Source organism: Gordonia liuliyuniae (assembly GCF_021739025.1).
Classification (GTDB): domain Bacteria; phylum Actinomycetota; class Actinomycetes; order Mycobacteriales; family Mycobacteriaceae; genus Gordonia; species Gordonia liuliyuniae.
Genome location: NZ_JAKKOT010000003.1, coordinates 818,719 through 834,784, shown reverse-complemented (window position 1 = coordinate 834,784; position 16,066 = coordinate 818,719). Strand labels below are relative to the sequence as shown.

The following is a 16,066-nucleotide window of genomic DNA, read 5'->3' as shown; positions in this document are numbered from 1 at the left end:
GGCCAGTGTGCCACCGCTTACCATGTCGTCATGGCGAATCTGCAGATTGCTCAAGACCCGGTCGCAGACGAACTGCTGTCCACCGACGCTTTCGCACTCCTGACGGGAATGCTGTTGGATCAGCAGTTCCCGATGGAGCGCGCGTTCGCCGGTCCGGCGAAGATCGCCGAGCGTTTCGGCTCGCTCGATCCGGAGGCGATCGCGGCGGCCGACCCGGAGGTGTTCGCCGATCTGTGTGCCACTCCCCCGGCCGTGCACCGGTACGGACGGTCGATGGCCGGGCGCATCCAGGAGTTGGCGCGAGTGGTCGTCTCCGACTACGACGGCGACACCGAGGCGATCTGGACAACCGCGAAGACGGGGAAGGACCTGTTCGCCAGGATCCGAGCACTTCCCGGTTTCGGCGAGCAGAAGGCCAAGATCTTCACCGCTCTCCTCGCGAAGCAACTCGATGTGAAGCCGAGCGGTTGGACGACGGTGACCGGAGACTACGGCAAGAAGGGTTTCCGCTCGGTGGCCGACGTCGTCGACGGCGACTCGCTGATCAAGGTCCGCGAGTTCAAGAAGGCCGCGAAAGCCGCTGCGAAGAAGTGACGAGTTCCTGCAACCGCCAGGTACACTTTCGCGCATGAGCAGGTCACCGATCGATCCACGCGACGTCCTCAGTCTTCCGTTCCGCGTCGGATTCGCGACGACCGGTGTCGTGCTCGGTACGGCCGAGTCGGTCATCAACGTCGTACGGCTGACCGCCGGCAGCATCGAGTCCGAGGTGAACGAGGTCCTCGGCGTCGAGCCGGAGGCAGGCGTCGCGTCGGTGCGCGCCCCGCTCGCGATCCTCAGCCAAGTGGCCGACCTCCTCGGGCCGGACCGTCCGTTCGGCAGACTTCTGGCCAACGGCGGCCCGCTCGACCGTTTGGTCCAGCCGGGCGGCGTCATCGACCGACTCACCGCGCCGAACGGTCTGCTCGAGAAGTTGACCGAGCAGGGCGGCATCCTCGATCAGATGACCGACGAGAACGGCATCCTGATGCGGCTCGCCGCCAAGGACGGCCCGCTCGACCGCCTCACACGCGAGGGCGGTGTCGTCGACCAGTTCACCGAGAACGAAGGCATTCTCGAACGCCTCACCTCCGAAGGCGGTTTCCTCGATCTGATGACCGACGAGAACGGCATCCTGATGCGGCTCGCCGCCAAGGACGGCCCGCTCGACCGCCTCACACGCGAGGGCGGCGTCGTCGACCAGTTCACCGAGAACGAAGGCATCCTGGAGCGCCTCACCTCGGAGGGCGGCATCGTCGACAAGTTGACCGCGCCGGACGGAATACTCGAGAAGCTCGCCAAACAGGACGGACTCCTCGACCGCGCCGCGAGTGACGAGGGTCTGCTCGACCAGTTGCTGGGCGAGGGTGGTGCTCTGGACCGTCTCATCGAGGAGGGCGGTCCGCTCGACAAGTTCACCGAGCTGTCCGCGACGCTCGCGTCGCTCCCCCCGAACCTCGCGGCGATGCAGGAGACCGTCGACCGTCTCAACGACATCGTCGAACTGCTCAACGCATCGGTCGCGCCGATCGGCGGGCTCGCCGAACGTCTCCCGAAGCGGTTGACCCGCGGCGGACCGGGCCGCGGCAACGGCGGCGGATCGTATGAGCAGCTCCCTCCGCTCGACTGACCCCTCCCGCTGAGCGGTTGTTTCCACTCGCGGCACCGCCGCGTTCTGATTGACTAGTCGTCGACGTGGCGGATGGCGCTCGCGCCCGGACCGAGGAGACTGATCAGATTGCAACGACTCGATGGCCGTGTGGCCCTGGTGACCGGAGTGGCACGCGGCCAGGGACGTGCACACGCGGTGCGGCTCGCACGCGAGGGCGCGCACATCGTCGGCATCGACATCGCCGGCCCCATCGACGGCATCCCGTACGACCATGCGACGCTCGACGACTTGGCGGAGACTGAGCGTCTCGTGGCGGCCGAGGGCCGGGAGTCAATGCTCGTCCAGGGCGATGTCCGCGACCTGGACGCGCTGACGACGTTGGCGTCCGACGCTGTCGAGCGCTGGGGCAGGCTCGACGTGGTCGTCGCCAACGCCGGTATCTGCATCCCTGCGACGTGGGACGAGTCGACGCCGAAGATCTTTCAGGACACCCTCGACATCAATGTGACGGGCACGTGGAACACGGTGATGGCGACGGCGCCCCATGTGATCGCGACCGGGCGGGGCTCGATCATCCTGATCAGTTCGTACGCGGGTAAGAAGATGCAGCCGTTCATGGTTCACTACACGACGAGCAAGCATGCGGTGACCGGTATGACGAGGGCGTTCGCCGCGGAGCTGGGTGCCCACAACATCCGGGTGAACAGCGTCCATCCGGGGGCCGTCGACTCGCCGATGGGGTCGGGCCAGATGCAGTCCCGGATCGAGTCGACGATGCAGGCCAATCCGCGGCTGGCCCCGATGGGCACCCCGTTCCTCAACGAGTACGCGGCGTCGTCGGAGCAGATCGCCGATGCCGTGGCCTTCCTCGCCTCGGACGATTCGTCGTTCATCACCGCCGAGCACCTATCGGTCGACGGCGGCGCCCAATACTTCTGATCACCCGACTGGTTCCGAGCCGACGGTTCAGAACGGGGGCGGACCGTCCTGTTCGATCGATACGGCCCGATCAGCGGCCGCGCACACCTGGACATACCGACGGCGCGAGCGGATCCGCATGCGGTAGGCGTGTTTGGCCTGGGTTCGGGTGCGTACCCGGTCCGGCTGCGCGGCATCGTCGACCGAGCCCGGCGCGACGGGTTCGCCGTGTCGGCACGGGATCAGACCGAGGTCGGGCAGCAGCCAGTGGTTGCGGGCTCGTGAGCGGACGGTATACCCGGTCGGCGTGGTGACTTCAGTCCAGATCGCGCCGTCGGCGTCGACGATCTGGTCGTCGACCCAGTCTGACGCGAACGTCTTCAACACATGGTGGAACCGGCACTTCGGATTGAGATTGCACGGGCAGGTCGCACCACCTGCGGCGTTGTCGGCATGGTTGAACTCGCACACGTGGTCCAGGTCGCACGACCATGCCCGGCGAGCGCATCCCGGCTCGCTGCACGAGCCGAACACGGCACGCATCGCGGTGTCGCATGCTGCGGTCGGACGGTACGCGTTCCCTGGTTGAGCGGCGTGGTCTGCCAGTCCGACGATGTCCAGGGGTCGGGTGATGGCGTCGCCGCGGGCTGCGATCTCCCGCACATGATGCGCGTCGAGAACGCCGAACCCGTCGAGCCAGCCAGCCTTGTCCGAGTCACCCGACAGCGTGGACGCGTCGGCGACCACATGCACGACGACCGACGCGAACCGCTCGGCGACAGTCGCCGCCGAGCCGGTGGCCGCACAGTCGGGATTACCGCAGTCGCATGCGAACTCCCCACGCGTGAGTAGCGCGACCGCGGCATCGTGGCGCCGGACACCGCGGCTGCGGGAGTCGTCGGCACATACTCGGTCGGCGACTGCGGACACCGATGCGTCGATCAGGACGGCGTCTTCGGGCGTGGTGGTGATCGTGACGTCCGAGCCGTCCACGTCGTGGGAGACGTGGACACCTTTGCCTCGCAGTTCGCGGCGCTCGCGGACGCCGTCGGGGTCGAGTTCGGCGACAGCGCGGCGAGCGGTGTCGCCCGCGTCGCGGCGCGAGACTCCACCCATCTCGCGGAGTTCGGCGGCAGTCGTCGCATCGACTGCTGCGATCAGGTCGGTGTCGGCGACGCCGGTGGTCTGCAGTACGACATCGCCGAACGCCGCAACGCTGATTACACCGTCGCGCATCAACCGCGCGACCTGTGGAAGCCGCTCGGCCGCTTCGACCGCGAGATTCACTTGACGGTCCGCGGTCCCCGCCGCCACCCGCAACGCGACCGCGACCTCCCGCGCCACCGAAGCGAACACATCGACCACGCGATGATCGGCGTCGCCCACCTCGACGCCCTCACGAGCAGCCGCGGCGGTGAGCATCGCGTAGATCGCCTCGAACCGCAGGAACATCAGCATGCCTTCGCCCGCCTGCAAGACGTCGATCAACGCACCGCCCGCTTCCCCACCGACGCCGACCGGACTCAGGTCGACCTTCGCCCACACGTTTCCGGCCATTCGAACCACCCCTCTCCAAGAATGCCCGTATCGAACTGTTGTTCTAATTGTAGGACGGAGATGTGATGTATTCAATAGATGATTCGAACGTAGTTACGATTGGTCCGGCAGGGTATCGACGCCCTGCCCTTCGCTCAGCCGGCGAACGCGAAAGCTGCAGACAAGGCAGCCACGTACTCGTCGACATCGTCGGCGATCGGAGCACCCGCGCAGACGGAGATCGTCACCGCGTCACCGATCCCGTGCACACCATGAGTCAGGGAGTGGGCGGCGCTCAGCGCCGGGAAACCCGCGGTGAAGAGCACGCGTCCGCCCGCGAGGGTCAGATCGGCTGCGCCTCGGTTGACCGACGACACCACCGTCCATCCGGACACCGTCGCCGGCTGCGGCGCATCCGCGCTCAACCGGGCCGCAGTCGCGCCGAGTACTGCGGGCGCCGATGCTGCGGCACGCCGGGACGCGACGAACCCCGGCGAGTCGACGCGACGTCGAACCGCTCCGAGCTCGGCCGCGATCAGCGCGGCCCGACGACGCCGATCCATCTCGTCCGCATGCAGCGGCACACTCGCGGTCTGGAAACGATTGCGCGCCAGCGCTTTCGCTCCGGGGTCGTCACCGAATGCGACGGTCACCTCGGCGCGTGCCTCGCGTCGCGACGCGTCGAGGACGTCGGGGAGCACCTCGGCGAGCACGGCGAGCACTCCGACGGTGACCGAGTGTCCCCCACTCCGCACCGCCTTCGAGGGAACCGTGAGAGTCCGCAGCACTCGACGGTCGCCGGGAGCGGTGTTCGCTCGCGTCGCAGCCGTCGGGGCGGCCGTCGCCTCTGGAACCGGCGCCGCCCACGCGGCGAAGCCGAGAGCCGCCGCCAGCACCAGATGCGGCCCGACCAGCATCCCTCCGCGCACCGCGGCGAGGGTTCGGTCGCCGACCGCGACCCGCGCGTCCCGCGCAGGCTCGGGCAGCGATCCGCCGAACAGTGCTCGCGCGATCGCCGACACCCGACGCCCGTCACCCAACGCGTGCGAGATCTGCAGGACGGCAACGCGTGCAAGGGAATCGGCATCCGGAACTCCCGTCACCCGATCGAAGATGTGGACGCGCCACAGATCTCCGCCGCTGCGCGTCGACAGCGCTGCGACGTCCTTGAGCACCGCGTCCCACGTGTAGGGCCCCGGATACCCGACGATCGCATCGTCGCTCACCGGTGCGGGCACCCACCGCGGGAAGTCGAGGTCGCCGGGAACGGTCTCGACGGTGAGATGAAGGTCGACGATGGCCGCGGCCCGTCGACGGACCTCGGATACCAACGCCGCACACGTCGCCGCCTCGTCTCCGGAGAACGCGAACAGGAGGAACTGGTCGTTCGCCGACACCTGCGACGCCCAGTACATCGCCGCATCCGCTGGTGCCATCGCCTGCATCGAAGCTCCTATCGCGACAGCTGGGGCGGGGTCTCGAATCGACGTCGAGCGGACAGATGAATAATGCCATTCATGGATGACAACATCGCTGCCGCCGACATCGATCCGACCACTCCGATCATCGTAGGCGTCGGACAGGCGTCCGAGCGTCTCGACGATCCCGACTATCAGCGGTTGGGCGAGGCCGATCTCGCGGCCATCGCCGTCCGCGCGGCGTTCGCCGACACCGGGGTCGACGCTGCGGCTGTCACAGAGATGATCGATGTCGCCGCTGCGGTGCGATCGTTCGAGAAGTCGAGTCCCGCGTCGTCCGCGCAGCTCGGGCGACCCGACAACATGCCGCGCGCCGTCGCGAAGCGCACGGGCATGGATCCGCGGCGCGCCGTCGAAGAGGTGACCGGAGGACAGAGCCCGCAGCACCTCGTGACCGAGTTCGGTACCGAGATCGCGGCCGGCCTGACCGACGCGGTCCTCCTGTTCGGGTGCGAGGTGATGTCGACAGTCCGCGCGGCACTCAAATCCGACGACCGCCCCGACTACTCCGAGACGGTCGGTGGTCAACTCGAGGACCGCGGGTTCGGGATCGCCGGACTCACCTCGGTCGACGAGGTCCGGCACGGTGTGATGGTGCCGCTCGCCCAGTACTCGATTCTGGAGAACGCGCGCCGCCACCGTCTCGGCCGGTCCCGCACCGAGTACGCAGCACAGATGGGCGCACTGTTCGCACCCATGTCGCAGATCGCGGCACAGAATCCGTACTCGTCGACGACCCGCGTCTACTCGGCGGCCGATCTCGCCGTCCCCGGTGACGACAACCGTCGCGTCTGCGTCCCCTACACCCGTCGACTCGTCTCCCGCGACCAGGTGAACCAGGCGGCCGCCGTGGTGATGACCTCGGTCGGAGCCGCCCGGCGGGCAGGTATCGACCCCTCGCGATGGGTGTTCCTCCACGGGTACGCCGACCTGTGCGAGAAGCCGATGATGCGACGGCCCGATCTGTCGCAGGCGCCGTCGGCCGTCGCAGCTGTGCACACCGCGCTGACGATGGCGGGAATCGGCATGGGCGACGTCGGGGCGCTCGACCTGTACAGCTGCTTCCCGATCGCGGTGTCGAACGTCGCCGACGCGTTCGGCCTCGAACCCGACGATCCGCGTGGGCTCACCGCGACAGGTGGGCTCCCCTACTTCGGCGGCCCCGGAAACAACTACTCGATGCACGGCATCGCCGAGATCGTCGAGGGCGCCCGCCGGACGCCCGGCTCGTACGGTCTCGTCGGAGCCAACGGCGGCATCCTCAGCAAGTACTCGGTCGGTGTGTACTCGACCACGCCGACACCGTGGCGTCGATCGCCCTCCGACGCGGTGCAGCGCGAACTCGACACCGCTCCGAACATCCCGATCACCCGATACGCCGACGGACGCGGCGTCATCGAATCGTTCACCGTCCTCAACCCGGATCGCGCCGATCGCGCGGGAACCGTCATCGGCAGACTGCACGACGGCACCCGTTTCGTCGCGACCGCCGAGGGCGACGACCTCCTCGACCTGCTGTGCGGCCAGGAGGATCCGATCGGCCGCACCGTGTACGCGCGATCGTCCGCCGACCGCAACGTCGTCACGCTGACCCGCACCGAACTCGACGAACGGCATCCGCGCACAGCACCCAGATTCGCCGACGACTACGAGCACCTCATCGTCGAACGTCGCGGCCGCGTACTCGAGGTGACCATCAACCGACCCGATTCGCGCAATGCGATCAGCCCGAAGACGAACGCCGAACTGGACGCAGTATTCGAGGCCTACTTCGCCGACCCGGACCTGTGGGTCGCGATCCTGACCGGAGCGGGCGATAAGGCGTTCTCATCGGGCAACGACCTCGCAGCGAGTGCAGGCGGCACCGGTCTCTCCATGCCCGAGAACGGATTCGCGGGCCTCACCGCACGCACCACCGTGCCGAAACCGGTGATCGCAGCGGTGAACGGCTTCGCACTGGGCGGCGGGCTCGAGATCGCGTTGGCATGCCATGTGATCGTCGCCGACGAGTCGGCGACCTTCGGCCTGCCCGAGGTGAAGGTCGGCCTCGTCGCGGCCGCAGGCGGTCTCGTCCGGCTGCCGCGCGCGGTCCCGAGGGCCCTGGCTCGCGACATGATCCTGACTGGCCGTCGACTCGACGCGGACGAGGCTCTCGCGCACGGACTCGTGTCCCGGATCGCTCCGAAGGGAGACGTCATGGCCACCGCCCGCGGCGTCGCAGAGGAGATGCTCGCAGCCTCCCCCGCGGCCGTTCGCGCATCGATCTCGACCATGGCCGCCGCCGACGCCACGCCCGACACGGTGACGGCCGTTCGGGACAGCCTCGGTGTTCTCGACGAGATTCTGGTCAGCCCGGACACCACCGAGGGGATCATGGCGTTCGTGCAGAAGCGCCCGCCCCAGTGGACCGGAAGGTGACCGAGGACTGCGCCGTCGGCCGACAATAAACTTGGACGTCCAACCTATTGATTTAGTTGGACTTCCAAGTTTATCCTTGCGGCATGCCCTATCCAGTTCTGACCGACGACGACCTACTCGTCGTCGAGACCGCACGCGACTTCGCCCGCAAACGCCTGGCCCCGAACTCCTTGGAGTGGGACGCGACCAAGCACTTCCCCGTCGAGGAGATGGTCGAAGCCGCATCGCTCGGCATGGCCGCCATCTACACCCGCGACGACGTCGGCGGCTCCGGTCTGCGACGCATAGACGGCGTCCGGATCTTCGAGGAGTTGTCCAAAGCCGACCCGGTGACCGCGGCGTTCCTGTCGATCCACAACATGTGCACCTGGATGGTCGACACGTACGGCACGCAAGACCAGCGCAACGAGTGGGTGCCGCGAATGGCGTCGATGGACGCGATCGCCAGCTACTGCCTCACCGAACCGGGCGCTGGTTCGGACGCGGCGGCCCTCTCGACGTCGGCGCGACGCGACGGCGACGAGTTCGTCCTGCGCGGCAGCAAGCAGTTCATCTCCGGCGGCGGCGTCAGCGACGTCTACATCGTGATGGCGCGGACCGGCGACGCCGGACCGCGCGGCATCTCCACGTTCATCGTCCCCGCCCAGACGCCCGGGGTGTCGTTCGGACCGGCCGAAGCGAAGATGGGCTGGCATAACCAGCCAACCGCCCAGGTGATCTTCGACGACGCCCGAATCGGCGCCGACGCGATGCTCGGTGGCACCGACGGCGAAGGCACCGGCTTCTCGATCGCGATGAACGGGCTCAACGGCGGCCGCCTCAACATCGCGGCGTGCTCGCTGGGCGGCGCTCAGGCCGCCTATGACGCGGCGCTCGCATACACCGCGGACCGTGCGGCGTTCGGCGCACCGTTGATCGACGAGCCGACGATCCGCGCGACCATCGCCGACATGGCGATGAACCTCGAGGCGTCGCGTCTCATGCTGTGGCGTGCCGCCGACGCACTCGACGCGGGCGACCCCGACAAGGTGGAGCTGTGCGCGATGGCCAAGCGGTTCGTCACCGAAGCATGCTTCACCGTCGCCGATCAGGCATTGCAGCTTCACGGTGGATACGGATATCTCCACGAGACCGGTGTGGAGAAGATCGTCCGCGACCTGCGGGTGAACCGCATCCTGGAAGGAACCAACGAGATCATGCGGATGGTGATCGGCCGTGCCGAAGCCGCCCGCGTCAGGAATGAAAGGAAAACGCGATGAAGATCGCATTCGTCGGACTGGGCAACATGGGTGGGCCGATGGCCGCGAACCTGATCTCCGCCGGCCACGAGGTCGTCGGTTTCGATTTGTCGGCCGACGCCGTCGCCGCGGCCGTCGAGCACGGTGTCACCTCGGTGGAGAACGCTGAGACTGCTGTCGTCGGCGCGGACGCCGTCATCACGATGCTGCCGAGCGGCGCGATTGTGAAGAGCGTCTACGCGTCGGTGCTCGACCACGCCGCCCAGGGCACGCTGTTCATCGACTCGTCGACCATCTCCGTGGAAGACGCGCGCGAGGTGAACGCTCAGGCGAGCGCGGCGGGCATGTTGCAGGTGGACGCGCCGGTGTCCGGCGGTGTGAAGGGCGCGACGGCTGGCACGTTGGCGTTCATGGTCGGTGGCGACGACGAGTCGGTCTCAGCTGCACAACCGGTCCTCGCTCCGATGGCGGGCAAGGTCGTGCCGTGCGGAGGCACGGGCAACGGTCAGGCTGCGAAACTGTGCAACAACATGATCCTGGCCGTCCAGCAGATCGCGGTCGGCGAGGCGTTCGTCCTCGCGGAGAAGCTCGGCCTCGCCGATCAGGCACTGTACGACGTGGTGACCGGCGCGACCGGAAACTGCTGGGCGCTGCACACCAACTGCCCGGTTCCCGGCCCGGTCCCGACCGCACCGTCGGAGAACGATTACAAGCCCGGCTTCGCGACCGCGTTGATGAACAAGGACCTCGGCCTCGCGATGGCCGCCGTGTCGACAGCTGGCTCGTCGGCACCGCTCGGCACACACGCCGCCGAACTCTATTCGGCGTTCGCCGCGGAGAACGGGCACCTCGACTTCAGTGCCATAATCGACACCCTGAAGTGATTCGCCGCAGTAGTGATTCGCCGCAGTAGTAGTTCGGCGCAGGAGTGAACGTCGCAGTAGAGGAGGGGCCAGTGCGTGAGGTGACCGATCCGATCGCATTGGCCCGCTCCCACTGGGAGGACGCGGGCTGGGGCGGCGAGATCGCCGACGGGATGGAAGCCGTCACCTCGGTGATGCGCGCGCACCAGATCATGCTGGCTCGTGTGGAATCGGAACTGAAACCTTTCGGGTTGACGTTCGCCCGCTTTGAACTCCTGCGACTCCTGGCGTTCAGCCGGTCCGGTGCGCTGCCGATCTCGAAGGCCAGCGACCGGCTGCAGGTCCACGTATCGTCCGCGACGAACGCCGTCGCACGTCTCGTCGACGCGGGCCTCGTGCAACGCCGACCGCACCCGACCGACGGGCGCACGACGCTGGTCGCGATCACCGACTCGGGACGCGACCTCGTCGAGGAGGCGACCGCCGCGTTGAACACGGTGTTCGCCGACATCGGTCTGCCGCCCGCGCAGTCACGCGCGCTGGTGGACGCCATCCGCACGTTGCGGCGATCCCACGGGGACTTCTGACACCCGATTTCTGATCGCCGACACCTGCCGGGCGGCTTCGGTCCCGACGCCGTTCTCCTGAGACCAGTACCGTGGACAGTGTCGTCTTGACAGACGACGCCGAGCGGGGATCCACCGTCCGGTCGTGTTCGATTAGCGGAGGGGCATCACATGGGAATCGCAGACGACGCTCAGAACAAGGCAGACGACCTCAAGGGTCGCGCCAAGGAGGCCGCGGGTGCGGCCACCAACGATGACGACCTCAAGCAAGAGGGACAGGCCGATCAGGGCCTCGCGGGCGCCCGCGAGAAGATCACCGAGGCCGCCGACAAGGTGAAGGGCGGTATCGACTCCGTCAAGGACAAGCTGTCGGGGCGCTGACTCACCGACGCCGAAGGGCCGGGACCGCGCTGCGGTCCCGGCCCTTCGGCGTCGGTCAGCACAATCGCCCGAGCCTCACGCAGCGAGTTTGAGTCCGATGACTCCGCCGACGATCGCGATGATGCAGACGATCTTCGCCAGACTCGCGGCCTCGGTGCCGGTGGCCATCGCGTAGACGACCGTCGCGGTCGCACCGATGCCGACCCAGATCGCGTAGGCCGTACCCGTCGGAAGGTCGCGCATCGCGTAGGCGAGTCCAGCCATGCTGACGACGAGCGCGACGAAGAACACGATGGTCGGCGAGAGTCGGTGCAACCCTTCGGATCTGCCGAGCGCGGTGGCCCACACGGCTTCGAAGAGACCTGAGATCACCAGTACGATCCATGACATGACGATTCCCGTCTCCACCGTCTTGTCGCGGACCGGGTACGGCGGGCTCGTCCGGGGCCGCAGACGCGGCCACGCCGTCGAGAGTACCCACGGCCGCGCCCCAGGTGAAGGGCCTGATGTGGTGGATTCGGTCACCATGGTGGCCGAGGCGACGATCACCTTGTAACTCGGCGTGCGCGGACCTACCGTCAGTATATGAGCCACCCGAGACAACTGCTCCGCGATCCCGTCGTCTACCAGGTCGCCGCTGCCGGTCAGGCCGCAGACGCCGCAGCCTGCATCGGCCCGATCCCCTACGTCGCCCGCTGTCTCGACTCCGTCGACTTCCCCTCCGAGCACCGCTGGATCTTCCCGGTGGTCAAGGCGGCGTCGGCGGTCGGACTCGCCGCCGCGCCCAGGTTTCCAGGCCTCGCCCGCCTCACCAGCGCCATGTTGACGATCTACTTCGTCCTCGCGGTCGGCTCCCATGTTCGTGCCCGCGACATCGGCCTCAACTTCGCGGCGTCGTCGTCGATGCTCGCCTTCTATTCGACCCTCGCGGTGACGGGACCGCCCCAAGACCAGTCCGGCCCGTCTCAGACGAGTCCCGCCTGAACGGCGATCACCGCCGCCTGCACCCGTGACGGCGCGTCGAGTTTCATCAGCACCCGGGACACATGGGTTTTCACGGTCGACTCCCCGATCTCGAGTCGCCGCGCGATCTGCATGTTCGACAGTCCGGACCCGATCCCGGCGAGGACGTCACGCTCGCGCTCGGTGAGTGCGGACAAGTCGGCGGCGGCGGTCGCGGACCGTCCGCGCATGGCGTCGACGACGACCCGCGTGACCTCCGGGTCGAGGATTGCGTCGCCTGCCGCGACACGTAGGGTCCCGTCGACGAGTTCGGCGCCCGACGCCGTCTTCAGCAGGAACCCGGACGCACCCGCGGCGAGCGCGCCGAGTACGTAGTCGTCGACACCGAACGTCGTCAGCACCAGAACGCGCACGCCGGTCGAGGCGGTGATCGTCTCCGTCGCGGCGATCCCGTCCACCTGGGGCATCCGGACGTCCATCAGGATGACGTCTGGACGTACCTGCGTCGCAGTGCGGATCGCGGCTGCGCCGTCCGCGGCCTCCCCGACGACACTGATCCGGCCGGACGCCTCCAACACCATCCGGAGGCCTTCGCGGACCGCCGCATGGTCGTCGGCCAGCACCACACGTACTCGTCGCGCGCCGGTCATCGCCGGTCGCTGGTCGTTCATCGTGGCACCTCCGCGGTCACGACCCAGTGTCCCCCGTCGGGTCCGGCGTCGGCTCGGCCGCCGATGCTCTCGGCCCGAACCCGCATGTTCACGACCCCTCGGCCCGCCCCAGCGTCCGGTGCTTCTGTCGGCATCTCGTTACGCACCGTCAACCGGACCCGGTCGGCGAGGTCGGCGAGGTCGGCGACGACGACGCTCACCGCGTGTCCGGGCGCGTGTCGCGTCGCGTTGGCGATCGCTTCCCCCGCGATCCGGGTGAGCACGGCTTCAACGTGGTGCGGCAGGTCAGCGAGGTCGCCGTCCACGGTGACCGTCGATCCGACGGCGTCGGCCGCGGCGATCAGCGGTTCGAGCGAAGCCCAGCGGACGGTGGTCCTCTCGTCGCCGTCAGCCGCGAGGACGTCGATCATCGTGCGGAGTTCACCGAGCGCGGCCAGACTGTTCCGACGTATCGAGTCGACGATGGCAGACGGCTCGTCAGAGCCTCGCACCGCTTCGGACAGGATCGCGATGGCTGATACGTGCCCGGCAACCGTGTCGTGCAGGTCGCGTGAGAGGCGGCGTCGCTCATCGGACACGGCTTCGATCCGTTCGGCGTCGGCTCGCGAAACCGCTGCCGTCTTCTCTGCCTCGGACGCACGCCGCGCTGCGGTCACCGCCCGGGCGTATGTGATCGGCGACAGCAGGAAGGCGATGCCGATCAGTCCGACGAGAACGCCGACCCGCACGCCGCCTGCCAGCGCGCCGACGACGGCGAGCCCGAGTGTCAGGATTGTGCACACCGCGATCACGACGCGCTGCACGGTGTGCGTGCCTCGCACCGCACACAAGAACACGATGTCCGACATCGCGATCCACAACGGCAGCGACGGCCCCCAGACCGCGTCGACGGCGAGCAGCGCGCACATCACGCCGAACGCGAGCGCCGGTCGTTCTCGCGCGGCGAGCGCGATGCCGAGAGCCGCCGTGAGCAGCAGAAGTTTCACGTACCAGGGATAGACGTCGTGGTCGGAGAAGAACGTGAACGCGCCACACGCCCACAGCAGAAGCCCGACGGCGAACGTGCCGACGGCGGTGAGGTTCGTCGGCCGCAACAGGTCTGATTCGCCCAGGTGAGACTTCATCGTCCTCAACTACAGCACACTGGCGTACTTGGTCGGGTCCCCCGAAAGTCGGACCCCGCGCGCGTCGGCCGACTGATGTGCAGGAGGTGATCCGGGGGAACGCTGAAGCCATGAATGAACTCACCGACCCCGTCCTCGTCACGATCGCCGCGTGCGAGATCGGATTCTGGGTGTTCGTCGTCGGCGGCTTGGCCTTGCGTTACCTCGCGCGGCTGCCGCGTCCGTCGATGATCGTCCTCGCGTGTGTACCCCTTATCGACCTGGTGTTGCTCGTCGCCGTGACGATCGACCTGGCGCAAGGCGGCGACGTCGGTTTCGCGCACCGCCTGGCCCCGATCTATCTCGGCTGCACCGTCATGTTCGGCCATCGGATGATCGCGTGGGCCGATGCCCGGTTCGCCCATCGCTTCGCGGACGGTCCGGCACCCCGTAAGGCCCCGGCATCCGGCCCCGAACGACGACGCTACGAGTGGGCCGATTTCGGGCGGTGGCTCGGGGCCGTCGGCATCGCCGCCGCGATCACCGGCCTCCTCGGTGTCACTGTCGCCGACCCCGCGCAACGCGAAGCCCTGGTCGGCGGCCTAGGCGTCTTGGGCACGATCACCGTGATCTGGCTGCTGACCGGACCTGTCTGGTACTCGCTGAGTCGAGACTGACCGGCTCGCAGGCCGATTCAGTCGGCGAACGGCGCCAGGCGCTTCGGCTCCTCGATCACGGAGTAGTGCGAGGCGTCGCCGGTGAGGATCTCTCCGGTGCGACCGTCGGCGTTCACCGGAACATCGCCGGCGAGGGTGATGCGGTGCAGCTTGCGGTCTTGCGCGCCGAAGTCCGCGATACCGTAGTGCTGGGTGGCACGATTGTCCCAAATAGCGACGTCGCCGAGGCTCCAGCTCCATCGGAATGTGTTCTCCAGCTTGATGATCCGATTCTGCAGAAGCTGGTAGACGGCGCTGAACTCGGCGGGCTTGAGTCCGATGAACTCCTTGACGAAGTGGCCGAGGAGCAGCGTCTTCTCACCGGTCTCCGGGTGGACGCGGACCACCGGATGGATGGTCTGGTACTCCTTGCTCGTGAACTCCTCGTAGTGAACGACGCGACGTTCGACCTGCGTGTCGTCGATGTCGACATCGTTGGTCACGTAGTCGTAGAAGTTGGTGTGCTTGGCCCACAAGTTGTCCACGAACGCCTTCAAGCTGTCGGGCAGCTGGGCGTATGCGGCCGTCGTGGACGCCCAGGTGGTGGCGCCGCCCCAGGTCGGCAGGTTGACCGCGCGCAGGATCGACGCCTTCGGGACGCGGTCGACGAAGGACACGTCGGTGTGCCAGCTGTTCGCCGCACCTTCGATCGTCAACAGCTGGTCACCCCTGGACGTGACGGTCGGATGCGGCAGGGTCGGGTCGCCGAGCAACTGCGCGAACCCGTACTGGCTCTCGTCGTCCAGGTGGTTCTGACCGGTGAACACGATGGCCTTGTTGACGGCGAGAGCCAGCCGGATGGCCTCGATCTTGTCCGACGGCACGTCGCCGCCGAGCGTCACGCCGCCGATACGCGCGCCGATGTGTTCGCCGAGCTTGTCCACGGTGATTCCCGCGTCCGCATAGACGGACTGGATCTCGAGCTCACGGTCGGTGGAATTGGAGACGGTGACGGTCATTGTGTAACGCCTTTCATCAGAAATAGGATCTGTTTATCCGATTGCGGGAGTGAGTATTCGACGGGTGCGCGGCAGGAGAATGTCGATCCGAATTCTCTCTGCTTCGCGTTCCGTTGAAAAAAAGCGGGTGCTACCGATTCGGTGGTGTCAGTCAAACATGCGGCGATGCGCATCAACCAGGGATAGATTCACGATGAATTCAAGTGGCGTCGGTCAATCCGCGAGATCTTCGGCCTGCTCGTCGATGACCTTCCGGACGGCGGCCGGGACCTTGACCTCGCCCGGGCGATAGGAGACGGCGACGAGACTCGACGGTGCGCGGAACACGCCTCGCCTCCGGCGTAGTTCCGGGTCGACCGGGCCCCTCGCGTCGAGACCCACCGAGATACCCGTCCACTGGTCGGTGTGCGGGGATGCCGCGCTGCCGTCGCGCAGCACGTCGACGATGCTGACTCCGTCGTGGTCGGCCGCCGGGCGCCCGTGTCTGGTGGCGCGAGTCTGAACGTCATATCCGCGAGCGTAATCGGGAATGTCCTGAGTCATATCGAAAGAATGCTCCCGTGGCATCGGGACGCACAAAGATTCAATTCTCGGTGAGTGGAAGT

The 16,066-nt window shown here is 67.4% G+C and carries 16 protein-coding genes, 1 pseudogene and 1 riboswitch; of the genes and pseudogenes, 10 read left to right on the top strand and 7 right to left on the bottom strand.

What is annotated here, in order from left to right:
• Positions 1–30 precede the first annotated feature (30 nt).
• The 3 genes from L5G28_RS08950 to L5G28_RS08940 all read left to right on the top strand — a co-directional run bounded on the left by L5G28_RS08950 (position 31) and on the right by L5G28_RS08940 (position 2,590).
• Positions 31–594 carry an HhH-GPD-type base excision DNA repair protein gene (locus tag L5G28_RS08950; protein WP_237001218.1) on the top strand — a complete coding sequence of 188 codons (564 nt, stop codon included), beginning with the start codon at positions 31–33 and terminating at the stop codon, positions 592–594.
• A gap of 34 nt (positions 595–628) precedes the next feature.
• Positions 629–1,669 carry a hypothetical protein gene (locus L5G28_RS08945; RefSeq protein ID WP_237001217.1) on the top strand — a complete coding sequence of 347 codons (1,041 nt, stop codon included), beginning with the start codon at positions 629–631 and terminating at the stop codon, positions 1,667–1,669.
• A 108-nt stretch (positions 1,670–1,777) separates the two neighbouring features.
• Positions 1,778–2,590 carry a mycofactocin-coupled SDR family oxidoreductase gene (locus L5G28_RS08940; protein WP_237001216.1) on the top strand — a complete coding sequence of 271 codons (813 nt, stop codon included), beginning with the start codon at positions 1,778–1,780 and terminating at the stop codon, positions 2,588–2,590.
• A gap of 27 nt (positions 2,591–2,617) precedes the next feature.
• Here L5G28_RS08940 and L5G28_RS08935 read toward each other — a convergent pair whose 3' ends face one another.
• Positions 2,618–4,126, bottom strand: coding sequence for a DUF222 domain-containing protein (locus L5G28_RS08935; RefSeq protein WP_237001215.1), 1,509 nt, complete (start codon positions 4,124–4,126; stop codon positions 2,618–2,620).
• Between the two features lie 134 nt (positions 4,127–4,260).
• Positions 4,261–5,541 (bottom strand): WS/DGAT domain-containing protein, encoded by a 1,281-nt coding sequence (locus L5G28_RS08930; protein ID WP_237001214.1) that lies wholly within the window; start codon positions 5,539–5,541, stop codon positions 4,261–4,263.
• Between the two features lie 81 nt (positions 5,542–5,622).
• Between L5G28_RS08930 and L5G28_RS08925 the strand changes: the two genes are divergently transcribed.
• From L5G28_RS08925 to L5G28_RS08905, 5 genes are all read left to right on the top strand, one after another.
• The gene (locus L5G28_RS08925) at positions 5,623–8,001 is read left to right on the top strand and encodes an acetyl-CoA acetyltransferase (RefSeq protein WP_237001213.1); all 2,379 of its coding nucleotides are present in this window, start codon (positions 5,623–5,625) and stop codon (positions 7,999–8,001) included.
• Between the two features lie 83 nt (positions 8,002–8,084).
• Positions 8,085–9,260, top strand: coding sequence for an acyl-CoA dehydrogenase family protein (locus L5G28_RS08920; RefSeq protein ID WP_237001212.1), 1,176 nt, complete (start codon positions 8,085–8,087; stop codon positions 9,258–9,260).
• Positions 9,257–10,123, top strand: a complete 867-nt coding sequence (gene mmsB / locus L5G28_RS08915) for a 3-hydroxyisobutyrate dehydrogenase (RefSeq protein WP_237001211.1) — start codon at positions 9,257–9,259, stop codon at positions 10,121–10,123. The genes L5G28_RS08920 and mmsB overlap by 4 nt, the downstream gene beginning before the upstream one ends.
• 71 nt (positions 10,124–10,194) lie before the next feature.
• Entirely contained in the window at positions 10,195–10,689 is a 495-nt protein-coding gene (locus L5G28_RS08910; RefSeq protein WP_237001210.1) for a MarR family winged helix-turn-helix transcriptional regulator, read from the top strand.
• A 150-nt stretch (positions 10,690–10,839) separates the two neighbouring features.
• Positions 10,840–11,049, top strand: a complete 210-nt coding sequence (locus L5G28_RS08905; protein ID WP_237001209.1) for a CsbD family protein — start codon at positions 10,840–10,842, stop codon at positions 11,047–11,049.
• A 75-nt stretch (positions 11,050–11,124) separates the two neighbouring features.
• Here L5G28_RS08905 and L5G28_RS08900 read toward each other — a convergent pair whose 3' ends face one another.
• Positions 11,125–11,439, bottom strand: a complete 315-nt coding sequence (locus L5G28_RS08900) for a DMT family transporter (protein ID WP_237001208.1) — start codon at positions 11,437–11,439, stop codon at positions 11,125–11,127.
• Positions 11,440–11,450: 11 nt separating this feature from the next.
• Positions 11,451–11,514: riboswitch (guanidine-III (ykkC-III) riboswitch) on the bottom strand.
• Between the two features lie 120 nt (positions 11,515–11,634).
• Here L5G28_RS08900 and L5G28_RS08895 point away from each other — a divergent pair.
• A complete protein-coding gene (locus L5G28_RS08895) occupies positions 11,635–12,033 on the top strand; it encodes a DoxX family protein (RefSeq protein ID WP_237001207.1) in 399 nt (132 codons plus the stop codon).
• Here L5G28_RS08895 and L5G28_RS08890 read toward each other — a convergent pair.
• Both L5G28_RS08890 and L5G28_RS08885 read right to left on the bottom strand, forming a co-directional pair.
• Entirely contained in the window at positions 12,015–12,683 is a 669-nt protein-coding gene (locus tag L5G28_RS08890; protein ID WP_237001206.1) for a response regulator, read from the bottom strand. The two genes, L5G28_RS08895 and L5G28_RS08890, sit on opposite strands and share 19 nt — an antisense overlap.
• Positions 12,680–13,807 carry a sensor histidine kinase gene (locus L5G28_RS08885; protein ID WP_237001205.1) on the bottom strand — a complete coding sequence of 376 codons (1,128 nt, stop codon included), beginning with the start codon at positions 13,805–13,807 and terminating at the stop codon, positions 12,680–12,682. Before L5G28_RS08885 ends, L5G28_RS08890 begins: the two co-directional genes overlap by 4 nt.
• A 110-nt stretch (positions 13,808–13,917) precedes the next feature.
• On the opposite strand from L5G28_RS08885, the gene L5G28_RS08880 reads away from it, so the two are divergent.
• Positions 13,918–14,463 (top strand): hypothetical protein, encoded by a 546-nt coding sequence (locus tag L5G28_RS08880; protein ID WP_237001204.1) that lies wholly within the window; start codon positions 13,918–13,920, stop codon positions 14,461–14,463.
• Positions 14,464–14,480: 17 nt separating this feature from the next.
• Here L5G28_RS08880 and L5G28_RS08875 read toward each other — a convergent pair whose 3' ends face one another.
• A complete protein-coding gene (locus L5G28_RS08875; RefSeq protein ID WP_237001203.1) occupies positions 14,481–15,461 on the bottom strand; it encodes a TauD/TfdA dioxygenase family protein in 981 nt (326 codons plus the stop codon).
• 213 nt (positions 15,462–15,674) lie between these two features.
• Positions 15,675–15,857: pseudogene (locus L5G28_RS08870) on the bottom strand (hypothetical protein); the annotation flags it as partial.
• Positions 15,858–16,066: the final 209 nt, after the last annotated feature.